Origin of the sequence: Pseudomonas sp. BP8 (assembly GCF_017875955.1) — a bacterium.
Classification (GTDB): Bacteria; Pseudomonadota; Gammaproteobacteria; order Pseudomonadales; family Pseudomonadaceae; genus Aquipseudomonas.
This window is the reverse complement of record NZ_JAGINK010000001.1, coordinates 3913328-3930347: the sequence shown is the minus strand read 5'-3', so window position 1 is coordinate 3930347 and position 17020 is coordinate 3913328. Positions and strand designations below refer to the sequence as shown.

At 62.8% G+C, this 17020-nt stretch carries 10 protein-coding genes; 8 read left to right on the top strand and 2 right to left on the bottom strand.

Going from position 1 to position 17020, the window contains the following annotated elements:
• Positions 1-50: 50 nt before the first annotated feature.
• Both J3B00_RS17095 and J3B00_RS17090 read right to left on the bottom strand, forming a co-directional pair.
• Positions 51-803: a transporter substrate-binding domain-containing protein gene (locus J3B00_RS17095; protein ID WP_209869039.1), complete on the bottom strand. Its 753-nt coding sequence runs from the start codon at positions 801-803 to the stop codon at positions 51-53.
• Between the two features lie 26 nt (positions 804-829).
• Positions 830-1702, bottom strand: a complete 873-nt coding sequence (locus J3B00_RS17090; protein ID WP_209869037.1) for a MurR/RpiR family transcriptional regulator — start codon at positions 1700-1702, stop codon at positions 830-832.
• Positions 1703-1849: 147 nt separating this feature from the next.
• Here J3B00_RS17090 and J3B00_RS17085 point away from each other — a divergent pair, with 147 nt between their 5' ends.
• From J3B00_RS17085 to J3B00_RS17050, 8 genes are all read left to right on the top strand, one after another.
• Positions 1850-2875, top strand: coding sequence for an Ldh family oxidoreductase (locus tag J3B00_RS17085; RefSeq protein WP_209869035.1), 1026 nt, complete (start codon positions 1850-1852; stop codon positions 2873-2875).
• 131 nt (positions 2876-3006) lie between these two features.
• The gene (locus J3B00_RS17080) at positions 3007-4203 is read left to right on the top strand and encodes an amino acid aminotransferase (RefSeq protein ID WP_209869033.1); all 1197 of its coding nucleotides are present in this window, start codon (positions 3007-3009) and stop codon (positions 4201-4203) included.
• Between the two features lie 315 nt (positions 4204-4518).
• The gene (locus J3B00_RS17075; RefSeq protein WP_209869031.1) at positions 4519-5808 is read left to right on the top strand and encodes a serine/threonine transporter; all 1290 of its coding nucleotides are present in this window, start codon (positions 4519-4521) and stop codon (positions 5806-5808) included.
• A 1377-nt stretch (positions 5809-7185) separates the two neighbouring features.
• Positions 7186-7686: a thiol peroxidase gene (gene tpx / locus J3B00_RS17070; protein ID WP_209869029.1), complete on the top strand. Its 501-nt coding sequence runs from the start codon at positions 7186-7188 to the stop codon at positions 7684-7686.
• 328 nt (positions 7687-8014) lie between these two features.
• The gene (locus tag J3B00_RS17065; RefSeq protein WP_209869027.1) at positions 8015-9283 is read left to right on the top strand and encodes an MdtA/MuxA family multidrug efflux RND transporter periplasmic adaptor subunit; all 1269 of its coding nucleotides are present in this window, start codon (positions 8015-8017) and stop codon (positions 9281-9283) included.
• A complete protein-coding gene (locus J3B00_RS17060; RefSeq protein WP_209869025.1) occupies positions 9280-12378 on the top strand; it encodes an MdtB/MuxB family multidrug efflux RND transporter permease subunit in 3099 nt (1032 codons plus the stop codon). The genes J3B00_RS17065 and J3B00_RS17060 overlap by 4 nt, the downstream gene beginning before the upstream one ends.
• Entirely contained in the window at positions 12375-15482 is a 3108-nt protein-coding gene (locus J3B00_RS17055) for an efflux RND transporter permease subunit (protein ID WP_209869023.1), read from the top strand. The genes J3B00_RS17060 and J3B00_RS17055 overlap by 4 nt, the downstream gene beginning before the upstream one ends.
• Entirely contained in the window at positions 15479-16966 is a 1488-nt protein-coding gene (locus J3B00_RS17050) for an efflux transporter outer membrane subunit (protein ID WP_209869021.1), read from the top strand. The genes J3B00_RS17055 and J3B00_RS17050 overlap by 4 nt, the downstream gene beginning before the upstream one ends.
• Positions 16967-17020: the final 54 nt, after the last annotated feature.

Here is a 17020-nt window from a genome sequence, read left to right as displayed (position 1 = left end):
ACAGGCAGCGTCAGTGACAAAGCGTGTGCACAGCGCCAGTCGGCAAAGGCTCAGTTATAGATGTCGAATTCAAAGTACTTGCTGGCGATCTTCTGATACGTGCCGTTGGCAACGATTTCGCCCAAGGCCTTGTTCAGACGCTCGCGCAGCGCCTGGTCATCCTTGCGCACGGCAATTGCCGCATCGGCCTTGGTCTGGTTGACGTCACCAAGGATCCTGCAGCAGTCCTGGCCGTTCTTCTTGTGCCAGTCGAGCAGTGGAAACTTGTCGGCGATCACCCCGTCCAGGCGCCCGGCAGCCAGGTCGGCGTTGGCCTCGTCCATGGTCGGGTAAAGTTTCACGTCGGCGCCGGCCTTGGCGTACACGTCTTCGGCATAGATGGCTTGGGTCGATGACGACTGGGCGCCAACGGTGTAGCCCTTGAAGTCCGTCTGGGCGTCGCTGATCGGGCTGTCCTTGGCGACGGCGACGGTCAGTGGAGTGCGGTAGTAGTGGTCGGTGAAGGCAATCTTCTTGCGCCGTTCTTCGGTATCGATCATTGAGGCGACGACGGCATCGTATTTGCGCGCCATCAGTGCCGGAATGATCCCTTCCCAGTCTTGCGCGACCAGCGTGCACTCGACTTTCATCTGCTCGCACAAGGCATGGGTGATATCGATATCGAAGCCATGCAGGGTGTTATCGGCATCGACATAGTTGAAGGGCGGGTAGGCGCCCTCGGTGGCGAACCGCAGGGTCTCGGCGCTCGCAGCGCCCGCCAGCAACAGGGCACACGCGCCCACCACAGTCATGGTCTTGTTCATCTCGCACCTCTAGGGTTGCACGCTTGCTATTGTTGTTTGTCCGCTGGCCACGAGGTGTAGCCGACGAATTCGTTATGTAGAGCGGCAGTTGCTTCCAGGCGTTTTTCAACATCAGGCCCGAGTTTCTTGCAGACCTCGTTGACCATCAGGTGGACCCACGACAGCATTGCCGAGGTGGATTCCCAGAACAGATTGAACTCGGTGGGGATGCGAAACACCTCGTCGGCGTTGGCCTCGGCCCATTCACAGAAGGTGTCGGTCACCAGTGTGACCGGGATGCCGGCCTGGCGTGCCTTCTGGCACAGCAGCAGGGCGTGGCGGGAATAGCGGCGCGCCTCGAACACCACCAGGGCGCTGTTGTCGGGGTTGCCCAGCAGCACTTCGCCGAAGTGGCCGGCACTGCCATCAACGGCCTGCACACCGTCGCGCAGGTAGTGCAGCAGATGGGTCATGCACTGGGCGACGCCGCGCTCGGTCTGAAAACCGGCGATAAATACCCGTGGCCGCTGCGCCAGACGTTCGGCGACCTGATGCCAGGCCTCGCTGCGGCTGTACTCATGCACGCGCACCAGGGCGGCGATTTCCAGTTCGAGGCTGCCAGCGCTTGCGCTGTCATCGTGGGTCTGGCGATATTCCTGCAGGCGGTCACCCACCAGCCACGGACCATCACCGAGATCGCTCTGCAGGTCCTGCTTGAGCGCCTTGAGGTGGGCATAGCCAAGCGAGCGGCAGAAGCGACCGACGCTGGATTCACTGACACCGAGCTTCTCAGCGATGCTGGCCGAGGTCTGGAATGGCAGTTCGTGGAGGTTGGCGAGCATGTAGCTGGCGATCGTCCGGCCAGAGGCGGCTGCGCTGTGCAGGCTGCTCTCGAGGCGTTGCTTGATCGACTGGCTCATGGCGTACTCCGGGGTGGGTGAGGCGTGCAATAGAAAATGGATCTTTTCTGTCACCAAGTCAACATTTGACAGATACCTGTCACATCCGTGAAAGTTTTTGTCATTGCCAACGCTGCGCTTCCAATAAAGTCAACAAAGGAGCTTCAGATGTCCGCACCTACCACCAGCCCCCTCGTGCGAATGCCCTTCGCCGAATTGCAGGGGCTGCTGCAAGCTATCTTCCAGCGCCATGGCTGCAGCCCATCGGTAGCAGAGGCGCTCGCCGACAACTGCGCCAGTGCGCAACGTGATGGCGCCCATAGCCATGGGGTATTCCGGATTCCGGGGTATGTCTCGACCCTGGCCAGTGGCTGGGTCAATGGCCAGGCCGAGCCGCAGGTGAGTGACGTCGCCTCCGGCTATGTGCGGGTCGACGCCGGCGGTGGCTTCGCCCAGCCGGCGCTGGCGGCGGCCAGGCCACTGCTGGTAGAGAAAGCACGCAGCGCTGGCATTGCGGTGCTGGCGATCCATAATTCGCACCATTTCGCCGCACTCTGGCCGGATGTCGAACCCTTTGCCGATGAAGGGCTGGTGGCCTTGAGCGTGGTCAACAGCATGACCTGCGTGGTACCGCATGGTGCGCGCAAGCCGTTGTTCGGCACCAACCCGATTGCTTTTGCCGCGCCGTGTGCCGACAGCGACCCGATTGTGTTCGACATGGCCACCAGCGCCATGGCTCATGGCGACGTGCAGATTGCCGCGCGCGAGGGGCAGCAGTTGCCGCCGGGCATCGGCGTCGACGCGCAGGGCCAGCCCAGCTGTGATCCCAAGGCGATTCTCGAAGGCGGTGCGTTGCTACCGTTTGGCGGCCATAAGGGCTCGGCGCTTTCTATGATGGTGGAGCTGTTGGCGGCGGCACTGACTGGCGGCAACTTCTCCTGGGAGTTCGACTGGGCAAGCCACCCAGGGGCGAAGACGCCGTGGACCGGGCAACTGCTCATCGTCATCGATCCAAGCAAGGCCGAGGGCGATCGTTTTGCCCAGCGCAGTCGCGAGCTGGTCGAGCAGATGCAGGCGGTCGGGCTGTCGCGGCTGCCGGGCGAGCGGCGTTATCGCGAGCGTGAGGTGGCGGCGCGCGAAGGGGTAGCGGTGACCGAGCAGGAGCTGCACGCGCTCAGGGCATTGCTCGCCTGAGCGAGCGTTGAGGCGGGGTCGTGCGCGTCTGCACAGACCCTCTTGCACTTAGGTGATGTTCCTTGAGGCCGACTCCGGGTATCCTCGCTGAAGCCTTTTTTGAACTGTTCTGATTCAAGGAGCTGTGCGCTGTGTTCAAACATGTCGATGCCTATGCTGGTGATCCGATTCTTTCGCTGATGGATACCTTCAAGGCCGATCCGCGTGCCGACAAGGTCAACCTGAGTATCGGCCTTTACTACGATGAAGCCGGCGTCGTGCCGCAGCTGGCGGCGGTGGCCGAGGTGGAAAAGCGCCTGGCCGGGCAGCCTCACGAGGCGTCGTTGTACCTGCCGATGGAAGGTCTGGCCAGCTACCGCCAGGCGATCCAGGCGCTGCTGTTCGGTGCTGACCACCCGGCCGTGACCGGCGGGCGTGTGGCTACCGTGCAGACGGTTGGCGGCTCGGGTGCGCTGAAGGTCGGTGCAGACTTCCTCAAGCGCTACTTCCCGCAGGCCGAAGTCTGGGTCAGCAATCCGACCTGGGACAACCACCGGGCGATCTTCGAAGGGGCAGGCTTCAAGGTTCACACCTACCCGTACTTCGACTCGGCTACCCGTGGCGTGGATTTCGCCGGCATGCTGGCAACCCTGCAAGGCCTGCCGGAAAACAGCGTGGTGCTGCTCCACCCGTGCTGCCACAACCCGACCGGCGTCGACCTCGATCAGAGCCAGTGGCAACAAGTGGTTGAAGTGGTCAAGGCGCGTCAGCTGATCCCGTTCCTCGATATCGCCTACCAGGGCTTTGGCGAAGGCTTGGTGGAAGACGCCTACGCCATTCGTGAAATGGCCCGGGCCGGCGTGCCGTGCCTGGTGAGCAACTCGTTCTCGAAGATCTTCTCGCTGTACGGCGAGCGGGTAGGGGGCCTGTCGGTGGTCTGCGACGATCAGGGCACTGCCCAGAGCGTGCTCGGCCAGCTCAAGGCGACCGTGCGCCGCAACTACTCCAGCCCGCCCAATTTCGGCGCGCAGCTGGTGGCTGGCGTGCTGGGCGATGCTGAACTGAATGCGCAATGGGTGGCGGAAGTCGAAGTGATGCGCAAGCGTATCCTCGAAATGCGCCAAGGTCTGGTTGATCTGCTCGGCGAACTGCTGCCGGGCCAGGACTTCCAGTTCTTCCTGCGTCAGCGCGGCATGTTCAGCTACACCGGTTTCAGCGTCGAGCAAGTGCGCCGCCTGCGCGACGAGTTCGGCGTGTACCTGATCGACAGCGGCCGGGTGTGCATGTCGGGCCTGCGTCCGGCCAACCTGCGCCGTGTGGCCGAGGCGTTCGCCGCAGTCCAGCGCTAACCGCCTTCGCAGCCCGCTCCACGTCCTGTAGGAGCGGGCTGGCCCCGCGAAGCGGCCAGCCCGATCACCGCGAATGCATGGCACCGGCTTTGCCGGTGTTAGCGTGCCAAGCCAGCGCCTGCACGCCTGGCACGGCTGCTTTGGCCCTATTTCACACCTCGCTTGTCATGACAAGTGCAACCGTCCCTCGGACGGGGCTTCGCAAGTGCCACCTTTCAGTGCACAATCGCGCCCCTCTTTTTCGGTTGAGGTGTGCGATACGTCTGTTTCGCCACTCTCAGCCTGTTGCAGTCTTGCGAGTGGAGTTGCACCCGGATGAACGAGCAGGCCCCTAGCGTTGAACAGCGCTTCGAAGAAACAACCACTGCCACCCTCGGCAGTTGGTCGCGTCACGATACAACCTGGATGCTGGGCCTGTTTGGCACGGCCATCGGTGCAGGCACGCTGTTCCTGCCGATCAACGCCGGCCTCGGCGGCTTCTGGCCATTGCTGATCCTGGCGATCCTGGCCTTCCCGATGACCTATTACGCACACCGCGGGCTGACCCGCTTTGTCCTGTCCGGGCGCGGTGGCGACATCACTGAGGTGGTTGAAGAGCACTTTGGGCTGAAGGCCGGTGCACTGATCACCGTGCTGTATTTCTTCGCCATCTTCCCGATTCTGCTTATCTATAGCGTGGCGCTGACCAATACCGTCATCAGCTTCATGGAGCACCAGCTGCACATGACGCCGCCACCGCGGATGCTGCTGTCGTTCGTGTTGATCCTCGGCCTGCTGGCGATCGTGCGCTGCGGCGAGCAGGCCACGGTCAAGGTCATGAGCCTGCTGGTCTATCCGTTCATCGTCGCCCTGGCGCTGCTGGCGCTGTACCTGGTGCCGCACTGGAGCGGCGGTATTCTCGACACCGCGATGCAGGTGCCGACCGGTTCGGCCTTCCTGCACACCGTGTGGCTGGCGATTCCGGTCATGGTGTTCTCGTTCAACCATTCGCCGATCATCTCGGCCTTCGCCGTCGACCAGAAGCGTCGCTATGGCGAGCATGCTGATGAGCGCAGCGGGCAGATCCTGTCGCGCGCTCACCTGTTGATGGTGGCCATGGTGCTGTTCTTTGTCTTCAGCTGCGTGCTGACCCTCGACAGCAGCCAGCTGGCTGAGGCCAAGGCGCAGAATCTGTCGATCCTGTCGTATCTGGCCAACCACTTCAACAACCCGGCCATCGCCTTTGCCGCACCGCTGATTGCCTTTATCGCTATCGCCAAGTCGTTCCTCGGCCACTACATCGGTGCCAGCGAAGGCCTCAAGGGCATCATCGCCAAGACCGGCTTGCGTCCGGGCGCGAAAGCGCTGGACCGTGTGGTCGCTGCGCTGATGCTGGTGGTGTGCTGGATCGTTGCCACGCTCAACCCGAGCATCCTTGGCATGATCGAGTCGTTCGGTGGGCCAGTGATCGCGGCGATCCTGTTCCTGATGCCGATGTATGCGATTCGCAAGGTGCCGTCGATGCGCAAGTACAGTGGGGCGATGTCCAACCTGTTCGTGGTGTTCGTTGGTCTGGTGGCGATTACTTCGGTGATCTATTCGCTGTGGGGCAGTCTGTTTGCCTGATGGCTGAGACTGGCTGAACAAGGTGCCTGGGTCGCTTGGAGCGGTCTGGGCATTTTTTTTGGCGGGGACGATGGGCTGGGGTTGGGGCTTTTAGGATGGGGGGCTTATCCATTTGATGGGGTGGCTTTTCTGGCCCCTTCCGCCCTTACGGCGGGTCTTTTTTTTCTTGGAAAAAAGTAACCAAAAACCGCTTGCTCCATCATACGGCCCTTCGCTGCGCTACGGGTTCCCTCGCTCCGGTCTTGCTCCGGGAGGACCGCGCTGTACGGCCCCTCCTGGGCCTCAGCGCTTTCCGGCCATCCATGGCCTCCACCTCCCTACGCAAGACCTCCACTCGGCCTCCTGAAGTCGCTGGTAGATCAAGAGCAAGATCAAGATCAACAGCCAGGGCAACGCCTGGCGAATCGCTGCGCTCTCGCTTTGTTTATTTACCAGCGGATTTGTGTGGTGGCTGGCAGGGCTGCGCCCTGCGATTTGCATTGGCAGTACCGGCCTCTTCGCGGGGCAAGCCCGCTCCTACAGGGATTGCGCAAATTTTGAATTCGGCGCGATACCTGTAGGAGCGGGCTTGCCCCGCGAAGAGGCCCGAATATCCACCACCCATGCCACTATCGAAGATAACGCCAACCCAGGCGCCGCCCGCAACCGGGGGAGCCAGGGCAACGGCAGGCGAATCGCTGCGCTCTCGCTTTGTTTATTTACCAGCGGATTTGTGGTGTGGCTGGCAGGGCTGCACCCTGCGCTTTGCATTGGCAGTACCGGCCTCTTCGCGGGGCAAGCCCGCTCCTACAGGTACAGCGCCGAATTCAAAATTGGCGCAATACCTGTAGGAGCGGGCTTGCCCCGCGAAGAGGCCCGAATATCCACCACACCTGCCACTATCCAAGACAACGCCAGCCCAGACGCCACCCGTAACTTGGCGACTTCAGGAGGCCGAGTGGAGGTCTTGCGCAGGGAGGTGGAGGCCATGGATGGCCGGAAAGCGCTGAGGCCCAGGATGGGCCGTACAGCGCGGTCCTCCCGGAGCAAGACCGGAGCGAGGGAACCCGGAGCGCAGCGGAGGGCCGGATGCAGGAGCAGGCGGTTTTTGGTTACTTTTTTCCAAGAAAAAAAGTGACCCGCCGTAAGGGCGGAAGGGGCCAGTGGCGCCACCACAGCAAATGGATAAGCCCACAATCCTTAAGCCAGCCAGCCAGCCAGCCAGCCAACCATCTCCGTCAACAATCCATCAATAACCATTGTTTTGAGACCCGAACCGTTCAATTGTCCACAAAAACTGTCGGGCAATAGAACAATTTCCATCGTACCCATAGGCTTGCGGGCCTCTTCATGCTTAACTCAGTGTCCTTTTCAAACACCCGCATAAGGATTCCGCTCATGGCTCAAGTGACCCTCAAAGGCAACCCGGTACAAGTCAACGGCAACCTGCCCCAGGCTGGCGCCCAGGCCCCGGCCTTTTCGCTGGTCGGTGATGGCCTGGCCGACAAGTCGCTGAAGGACTACGCCGGCAAGCGCAAGGTGCTGAACATCTTCCCAAGCGTCGACACCCCGACCTGCGCCACCTCGGTGCGCAAGTTCAACGCCCAGGCCAACGAGCTGGCCAACACCGTCGTGCTGTGCGTTTCGGCTGACCTGCCGTTCGCCCAATCGCGTTTCTGCGGCGCTGAAGGCTTGGAAAACGTCCAGAACCTGTCGACCCTGCGCGGTCGCGAGTTCCTCGAAAACTACGGCGTGGCTATTGCTGACGGCCCGCTGGCCGGTCTGGCCGCCCGCGCGGTAGTGGTGCTGGACGAGAACGATAAAGTGCTGCACAGCGAGCTGGTCGGCGAAATCGCCGAAGAGCCGAACTACGAGGCCGTCCTGGCTGTCTTGAAGTAAGACGACCCAAGGGGCGCTTTGCGCCTCTTTCCGGCCGCTTCGGCGCCCCGGCAAGGCCGCTTCCACAGGTTGGCGCAGCTCATCAGACTTGCGCAGTAACTGTGGGAGCGGCCTTGTGTCGCGATGGGCTGCGCAGCAGCCGCGACGGCCTCTGAGCAACACCCTGTAATGGCCTGGACACTGTTCCAGGCCGTTTTCATTTAAAGTTCATCGTTTTAGCAACGTCAGCCAAGGTAAATGCCGGGTAAAGCCACTTTGCTAAATCGATACCAGTGATTATCGTTCACCCTCCCAAAGTCGTCGTTTCCGAACAAGGTCTGTTCAACCCATGCAAGCTTCCGTCTCCCGCTCCCCTCGTCGCTGGCTCATCGGCCTGCTGATCCTGCTCCTGGTGGCCTTGTTGGCCTGGTGGCTGTGGCCCGCCGCATCGAGCCAAAAGGAACAGGCCGAGCGCACGGGCAAGAATGGTCGTCCAGGTTTCGGCGGCTCCACCGAAGCGGTGCCGGTTCGTGTCGAGCCTGTGCGCGTCGGTGACTTCCCGCTGTACTACAAGGCGCTGGGCACGGTGACGGCTAACAACACCGTCAATGTCCGCAGCCGCGTGGCCGGTGAGCTGGTCAAGATCCACTTCAAGGAAGGCCAGCAGGTCAAGGCTGGCGATCTGCTTGCCGAAATCGACCCGCGCACCTATCGGATCGCCTTGCAGCAGGCCGAAGGCACCCTGGCGCAGAACCAGGCGCAGTTGAAAAACGCCCAGGTCGACGTGGCCCGCTACAAAGGCTTGTATGCCGAAGACAGCATCGCCAAGCAGACCCTCGATACCGCCGAAGCCCAGGTAGCGCAGTTCCAGGGGCTGGTAAAAACCAATCAGGCGGCTGTCAGCGATGCGCGCCTGAACCTCGAATTCACCCAGATCCGCGCGCCGATCAACGGCCGCGTGGGCCTGCGCCAACTCGACCTGGGCAACCTGGTGGCAGCCAACGACACTACCGCGCTGGTGGTGATCACCCAGACCGAGCCGATCAGCGTTGCCTTCACGTTGCCGGAGACCGAGCTGACCACCGTCCTCGAACGCTACCGCGGTGGCGCTGCATTGCCGGTCGAAGCCTGGGACCGCAGCGACAGCAAGCTGCAGTCCACCGGCGTACTCGGCAGCCCCGACAATCAGATCGACACCACCACCGGCACGCTCAAGTTCAAGGCCCGCTTCGATAACAAGGATCAGGCTCTGTTCCCCAATCAGTTCGTCAACGTGCGCCTGCTCGCCGACACCCTCAAGCAGGTGGTGATGGCCCCAGCAGCGGCCATCCAGTTCGGCAACGACGGCACCTTTGCCTACGTGGTCAACGCCGACAACAAGGTCAATGTGCGCAAGCTCAAGGTAGGCGCCAGCGATGGTGAGCAGAGCGTGATCCTCGAAGGCCTGGCCGCCGGTGATCGCCTGGTGCTGGAAGGCACCGACCGCCTGCGTGAAGGCAGTGTGGTAGAAGTGGTCGAAGACAGCTCGCAAGTACCGACCACCCCCGGCCAGCACCTGCAAGGCCAAGACGCCAATGGCGCGATCGAAGCAAGCAAGCCGGGCAAGGCGGGCGCATGAACCTCTCGCGCCTGTTCATTCTCCGCCCGGTCGCCACCACGCTGAGCATGCTGGCCATCGTCCTGGCCGGCCTCATCGCCTACAAGCTGCTACCGGTTTCGGCGTTGCCGCAGGTCGACTATCCGACCATCCGGGTCATGACTCTCTACCCCGGGGCCAGTCCGCAGGTGATGACCAGCGCGGTCACCGCGCCCCTGGAGCGCCAGTTCGGCCAGATGCCCGGCCTGACCCAGATGGCCTCGACCAGTTCGGGCGGTGCGTCGGTACTGACCCTGCGCTTCAGCCTGGACATCAACATGGACGTTGCCGAGCAACAGGTGCAGGCCGCGATCAACGCCGCCAGCAACCTGCTGCCCAGCGACCTGCCGGCGCCACCGGTGTACAACAAGGTCAACCCGGCCGACACCCCGGTGCTGACCCTGGCGATTTCTTCCAAGACCATGCCGCTGCCCAAGCTCAACGACCTGGTCGACACCCGCGTGGCGCAGAAGCTTGCCCAGATCAGCGGCGTCGGCATGGTCAGCATCGCCGGCGGCCAACGTCAGGCGGTGCGGATCAAGGTCAACGTCGATGCCCTGGCCGCCAATGGCCTGAACCTGGAAGATGTGCGCACCCTGATCGGTGCCTCCAACGTCAACCAGCCCAAAGGCAACTTCGACGGCCCGACCCGGGTGTCGATGCTCGATGCCAACGACCAGCTGCGCTCTCCCGAGGAATACGCCAACCTCATCCTCGCCTACAACAATGGTGCGCCGCTGCGCCTGAAGGACGTTGCCGAGATCGTCGATGGCGCCGAGAACGAGCGCCTCGCGGCCTGGGCCAATGAGAACCAGGCGGTGCTGCTGAATATCCAGCGCCAGCCCGGTGCCAACGTCATCGAAGTGGTCGACCGGATCAAGCAACTGCTGCCGTCGATCACCGACAACCTGCCGGCCGGCCTCGACGTGATGGTCCTCACCGACCGTACCCAGACCATCCGCGCCGCGGTTACCGATGTCCAGCACGAACTGCTGATCGCCATCGTGCTGGTGGTGATGGTCACGTTCTTGTTCCTGCGCCGGGTCAGTGCCACGATCATTCCGTCGATCGCAGTGCCGCTGTCGCTGATCGGCACCTTCGGCGTGATGTACCTGGCCGGGTTCTCCATCAACAACCTGACCCTGATGGCCCTGACCATCGCCACAGGCTTTGTGGTGGACGACGCCATCGTCATGCTGGAGAACATTTCCCGGCATATCGAGGAGGGCGAGACGCCCATGCAAGCGGCGCTCAAGGGCGCGCGGCAGATTGGCTTCACCTTGATCTCGCTGACCTTCTCGCTGATTGCCGTGTTGATCCCGCTGCTGTTCATGGCCGACGTGGTCGGCCGGTTGTTCCGCGAGTTCGCCATCACCCTGGCGGTGGCCATCCTGATCTCGCTGGTGGTCTCGCTGACGCTGACGCCGATGATGTGCGCGCGCCTGCTCAAGCGTGAGCCCAAGGAAGAAGAGCAGGGCCGTTTCTACCGCGCCAGCGGCGCCTGGATCGACTGGCTGATCAAGCACTATGGGCGTGGCCTGCAGTGGGTGCTGCGTCATCAGCCGCTGACCCTGCTGGTGGCGGTCGGTAGCCTGGTGTTGACCGTGGTGCTGTACATGGCGGTGCCCAAGGGCTTCTTCCCGGTGCAGGACACTGGTGTTATCCAGGGTATCTCCGAGGCTCCGCAATCCACCTCGTTCGCCGCCATGAGTGAACGGCAGCAGGCGTTGAGCAAGGTCATCCTGCAGGATCCGGCCGTGCAGAGCCTGTCCTCCTACATCGGCGTGGATGGCGACAACGCCACCCTTAACAGTGGTCGCCTGCTGATCAACCTCAAGGCCCACGGCGATCGTGATGTGACCGCCACCGACGTGATCAACCGCCTGCAGCCGCAGGTCGACAAACTGGTCGGCATCCGCCTGTTCATGCAGCCGGTGCAGGACCTGAGCATCGAAGACCGCGTCAGCCGCACCCAGTACCAGTTCAGCCTGTCGTCGCCGGACGCCGACATGCTCTCCGAGTGGAGCGGCAAGCTAGTCCAGGCCCTGCAGCAGCGCCCGGAGCTGAGGGACGTCGCCAGCGACCTGCAGGACAAAGGCTTGCAGGTGTACCTGGTGATCGACCGCGACATGGCCAGCCGCCTGGGGATCAACGTTTCGCAGATCACCAACGCCCTGTATGACGCGTTCGGCCAGCGGCAGATCTCGACCATCTACACCCAGGCCAGCCAGTACCGGGTGGTCCTGCAATCGCAGACTGCGGCCAGTATTGGCCCGGCGGCGCTCGAGTCGATCCACGTCAAGGCCAGCGATGGCGGCCAGGTGCGTCTGTCGGCGCTGGCGCGCATCGAGCAGCGCCAGGCGCAGTTGGCGATCTCGCATATCGGGCAGTTCCCGGCCGTGATGATGTCGTTCAACCTGGCCCACGGCGTCGCCCTGGGTGAGGCGGTCCAGGCCATCGAGCAGGTGCAGCAGGAGATCGGCATGCCGATTGGCGTGCAGACCCGCTTCCAGGGCGCTGCCGAAGCGTTCCAGGCCTCGCTGTCGAGCACCTTGCTGCTGATCCTGGCGGCCGTGGTGACCATGTACATCGTGCTGGGCGTGCTCTACGAGAGCTACATCCACCCGGTGACGATTCTTTCCACGTTGCCCTCGGCGGCGGTCGGCGCCTTGCTGGCGCTGATCCTCAGTGGCAATGACCTGGGCATGATCGCGATCATCGGCATCATCCTGCTGATCGGCATCGTCAAGAAGAATGCGATCATGATGATCGACTTCGCCCTCGAAGCCGAGCGCAACCAGGGCATGACCCCGCACGATGCGATCTACCAGGCGGCACTGTTGCGCTTCCGGCCGATCCTGATGACTACCCTGGCCGCGCTGTTCGGTGCGGTACCGTTGATGCTCGCCACCGGTTCTGGCGCCGAGCTGCGCCAGCCGCTGGGCCTGGTCATGGTCGGGGGGCTGCTGGTCAGCCAGGTGCTGACGCTGTTCACCACGCCGGTCATCTACCTGTACTTCGATCGCCTGGCACGCCGCTGGCGCCCGGCCACTGACACGAAGCAGGCAGAGGCATGAACCTTTCCGGTCCATTCATCCGCCGGCCAGTAGCGACCATGCTGCTGAGCCTGGCGATCATGCTGCTGGGCGGTGTCAGCTTTGGTCTGCTGCCGGTGGCGCCGCTGCCGCAGATTGACTTCCCGGTGATCGTGGTGTCGGCCAACCTGTCCGGTGCCAGCCCCGAGGTCATGGCGTCTACCGTGGCCACGCCGTTGGAGCGCAAGCTTGGCGCCATTGCCGGGGTTACTACCCTGACCAGTAGTTCCAACCAGGGCTCTACCCGCGTGATCATCGGCTTCGAGCAGGGGCGCGACATTGATGGCGCAGCGCGCGAGGTGCAGGCGGCGATCAACGCCACCCGCAACCTGTTGCCGAGCGGCATGCGCAGCATGCCCACCTACAAGAAGATCAACCCGTCCCAAGCGCCGATCATGGTCTTGTCGCTGACTTCGGATGTGCTGCAGAAAGGCCAACTGTATGACCTGGCTGACACCATCCTGTCGCAGAGCCTGGCCCAGGTCAGCGGGGTAGGGGAGGTGCAGATCGGCGGCAGTTCGTTGCCGGCAGTGCGCATCTCGCTGGAGCCGCAATTGCTCAACCAGTACGCGCTGTCGCTGGACGAAGTGCGCACTGCGGTGGCCAATGCCAACCAGCGCCGACCGATGGGCTTTGTCGAGGATGCCGAGCGTAACTGGCAGGTCCGCGCCAATGACCAGCTGGAAAAGGCCAAGGACTACGAGCCGCTGGTGATTCGCCAGACTGACGGCTCGATCCTGCGCCTGGCCGATGTGGCTACGGTCACCGACAGCGTCGAGAATCGCTACAACAGCGGTTTTTTCAATGACGAGAGCGCGGTGCTGTTGGTCGTCAACCGGCAGAACAACGCCAACATCATCGAAACCGTCGAACAGATCAAGGCGCAACTGCCGGCCTTGCAGTCGTTGCTGCCGGCCAGCGTCAAGCTGAACATCGCCATGGACCGCTCGCCGGTGATCAAGGCCACCCTCAAGGAGGCCGAGCACACCCTGCTGATCGCCGTAGTTCTGGTGATCCTGGTGGTCTACCTGTTCCTCGGCAACTTGCGCGCCTCGCTGATCCCCAGCCTCGCGGTACCGGTGTCGCTGGTGGGTACCTTTGCCGTGATGTACCTGTGCGGCTTTTCCCTGAACAACCTGTCGCTGATGGCCCTGATTCTCGCCACCGGCCTGGTGGTGGACGATGCCATCGTGGTGCTGGAAAACATCTCCCGGCATATCGAAAAGGGCGAACCGCCCATGCGCGCAGCGTTTATCGGCGCCAAGGAGGTCGGTTTCACGCTGCTTTCGATGAACGTCTCGCTGGTCGCGGTGTTCGTCTCGATCCTGTTCATGGGCGGCATTGTGCGGGGCCTGTTCCAGGAGTTTTCGATCACCCTCGCGGCGGCGATCATCGTCTCGCTGGTGGTCTCCCTGACCCTTACGCCAATGCTCTGCGCACGCTGGCTCAAGCCTCACCAGCAGGAGCAGAACCGCCTGCAGCGCTGGAGCGACAGGGTTCACCAGCGCATGGTCAGCGGTTATGACCGCAGCCTCGGCTGGGTGCTGCGCCATCGGCGCCTGACCCTGATCAGCCTGCTGGTGACGATCGGTGTCAACATCGCCCTGTACGTGGTGGTGCCCAAGACCCTCATGCCGCAGCAGGACACCGGCCAGTTGATGGGCTTTATCCGTGGCGATGACGGCCTGTCGTTCACGGTGATGCAGCCCAAGATGGAAATCTACCGCCGCGCATTGCTTGCCGACCCCGCCGTGCAGAGCGTCGCCGGTTTCATCGGCGGCAACAGCGGCACCAACAACGCCATGGTCCTGGTGCGTCTCAAGCCGATCGCGGAACGCAAGATCGATGCCCAGAAGGTGATTGAACGCCTGCGCAAGGAGCTGCCCAAGGTTCCCGGCGGCCGCCTGTTCCTGATGGCCGACCAAGACCTGCAACTGGGTGGTGGTGGCCGCGACCAGAGCAGCTCGCAGTATCTCTACACCTTGCAGAGCGGTGACCTGGCCGCGTTGCGCGAGTGGTTCCCGAAAGTCACCGCTGCCTTGCGCGCCTTGCCCGAGCTGACCGCCATCGACGCCCGTGATGGTGCCGGTACCCAGCAAGTGACCCTGGTGGTCGACCGTGACCAGGCCAAGCGCCTCGGGATCGACATGGACATGGTCACTTCGGTACTCAACAACGCCTACAGCCAGCGGCAGATCTCGACCATCTACGACAGCCTCAACCAGTACCAGGTCGTGTTGGAGATCAACCCCAAGTACGCCTGGGACCCAAGCACCCTGGAGCAGGTCCAGGTCATTACTGCAGACGGCGCCCGTGTGCCGCTGTCGGCCTTCGCCCGTTACGAGAACAGCCTGGCCAACGACCGCGTCAGCCACGAAGGCCAGTTCGCCTCCGAAGACATCGCCTTCGACGTTGCCGAAGGCTATAGCCCCGACCAGGCCATGGCTGCGGTCGAGCGCTCGGTGGCCAAGCTCGGCTTGCCTGAAGACGTTATCGCCAAGCTCGGCGGGACCGCAGATGCCTTCGCCAAGACCCAGGAGGGCCAACCGCTGATGATCCTCGGCGCGCTGGTGCTGGTGTACCTGGTGCTGGGGATTCTCTACGAGAGCTACATCCACCCGCTGACCATTCTCTCGACCTTGCCGTCGGCGGGTGTCGGCGCCTTGCTGGCGATGTACGTCACCGGCGGTGAGTTCAGCCTGATCTCGTTGCTGGGGTTGTTCTTGCTGATTGGCGTGGTGAAGAAAAACGCCATTCTGATGATCGACCTCGCCCTGCAGTTGGAGCGCAACGAAGGCCTCAGCCCCGAAGAGTCGATCCGTCGCGCCTGCCTGCTGCGCTTGCGGCCGATCCTGATGACCACCATCGCCGCCATCCTGGGTGCCTTGCCGCTGCTGCTGAGCAATGCCGAGGGTGCGGAGATGCGCCAGCCACTGGGCTTGACCATCATTGGCGGCCTGGTCTTCAGTCAGGTCCTGACCCTTTACACGACGCCTGTGGTCTACCTCTACCTCGACCACCTGCGTCATCGATTCAACCGTTGGCGCGGTGTGCGCACCGACGCTGCACTGGATACCCCGCTATGAATTTTGCCCAGACTCCACTTCATCGTGCCCTGCAGCAGCTGGGCCGCGGGCGCGGCTCGCGCCTGATCGGCGCCAGCCTGTGCGCATTGCTGCTCAGCGCCTGTAGCTTGAGCCCGGACTATCAGCGCCCGGAGCTGAGCACTCCGGCGCAGTTCAAGCAGGCCGAAGGCTGGACCCAGGCCAAGCCGTCCGACGCCATTGCCCGTGGTGCCTGGTGGGAGCTGTACGGTGACGCCGGTCTCAATACCCTGGTCGAAGAACTCAACCGCAGCAACCAGACGGTCGCTCAGTATGAGGCGCAATACCGTCAGGCCAGCGCACTGATTCGCAGCAGTCGCGCCTCGTTGTTCCCCAGCCTCGACCTGTCGGCCGGCAAGACCCGCTCCGCGCAGGGCACCGGCAGCAGCAGTTCGAGCCTGTCGAACAACAGCAGCGGGATCCGCAACACCTACAATGCGCAGCTTGGTGTCAGCTGGGAAATCGACCTGTGGGGCAAGCTGCGCGAGACGCTCAATGCCGACGAAGCCAGCGCCGAGGCAAGCTTTGCCGATCTTGCGGCGATGCGCTTGAGCCTGCAGTCGGAGTTGGTGCAGAACTACCTGCAGTTGCGCGTGATCGACGAACAGAAACGTTTGCTTGAAGCCACCGTGGCAGCTTATGAGCGTTCGTTGAAAATGACCGAGAACCAGTACCGTGCCGGTGTTTCCGGGCCGGATGCGGTGGCCCAGGCACGCACCCAGTTGAAGAGCACCCAGGCCGACCTGATCGACCTGATCTGGCAGCGTGCGCAGTACGAAAACGCCATTGCCGTGCTGATGGGCAAGGCACCGGCCGATTTTGCCCTGGCCGACAGCAAGTCGATCCCGGCCTTGCCACAGATTCCCGTGGCACTGCCCTCGCAGCTGCTTGAGCGCCGTCCCGACATCGCCTCGGCCGAGCGTAACGTGATGGCGGCCAACTCCACTATCGGTGTGGCCCGTGCGGCGTACTTCCCGGACCTGAGCTTGAGCATGAGTGGCGGCTATTCCAGCAGCAGCTTCAGTAACTGGATCCAGCTACCCAACCGCTTCTGGTCGGTGGGGCCGCAATTGGCGATGACCTTGTTCGACGCCGGCAAGCGCAGCGCCGAGGTCGACCGCACTGTCGCGGTCTACGACCAGACCGTGGCGCAATACCGCCAGACCGTGCTCGACGGGTTCAAGGAAGTGGAAAACTACATGGTGCAGCTCAAGGTCTACGGCGATGAGGCCGGGGTGCGCCAGGAGGCTCTGGATGCCGCGCGCGAGTCGCTGCGCTTGACCGAGAACCAGTACCGCGCTGGGTTGATTGGTTACCTGGATGTAGTCAACGTGCAGGCCACCGCCTTGAGCAACGAGCGCAGTGTACTCAACCTGCTGCAAGGGCGGCTGGTTGCCAGCGTGCAGTTGATTGCGGCCCTCGGCGGCGGTTGGGATACCCAGCAGGCGTTTGCCGAACAAGAGTGATTATGCCTCCGGGGCCGCAACGCGGCCCCAGGATCTCTGCTAAAAAGTCAGTTC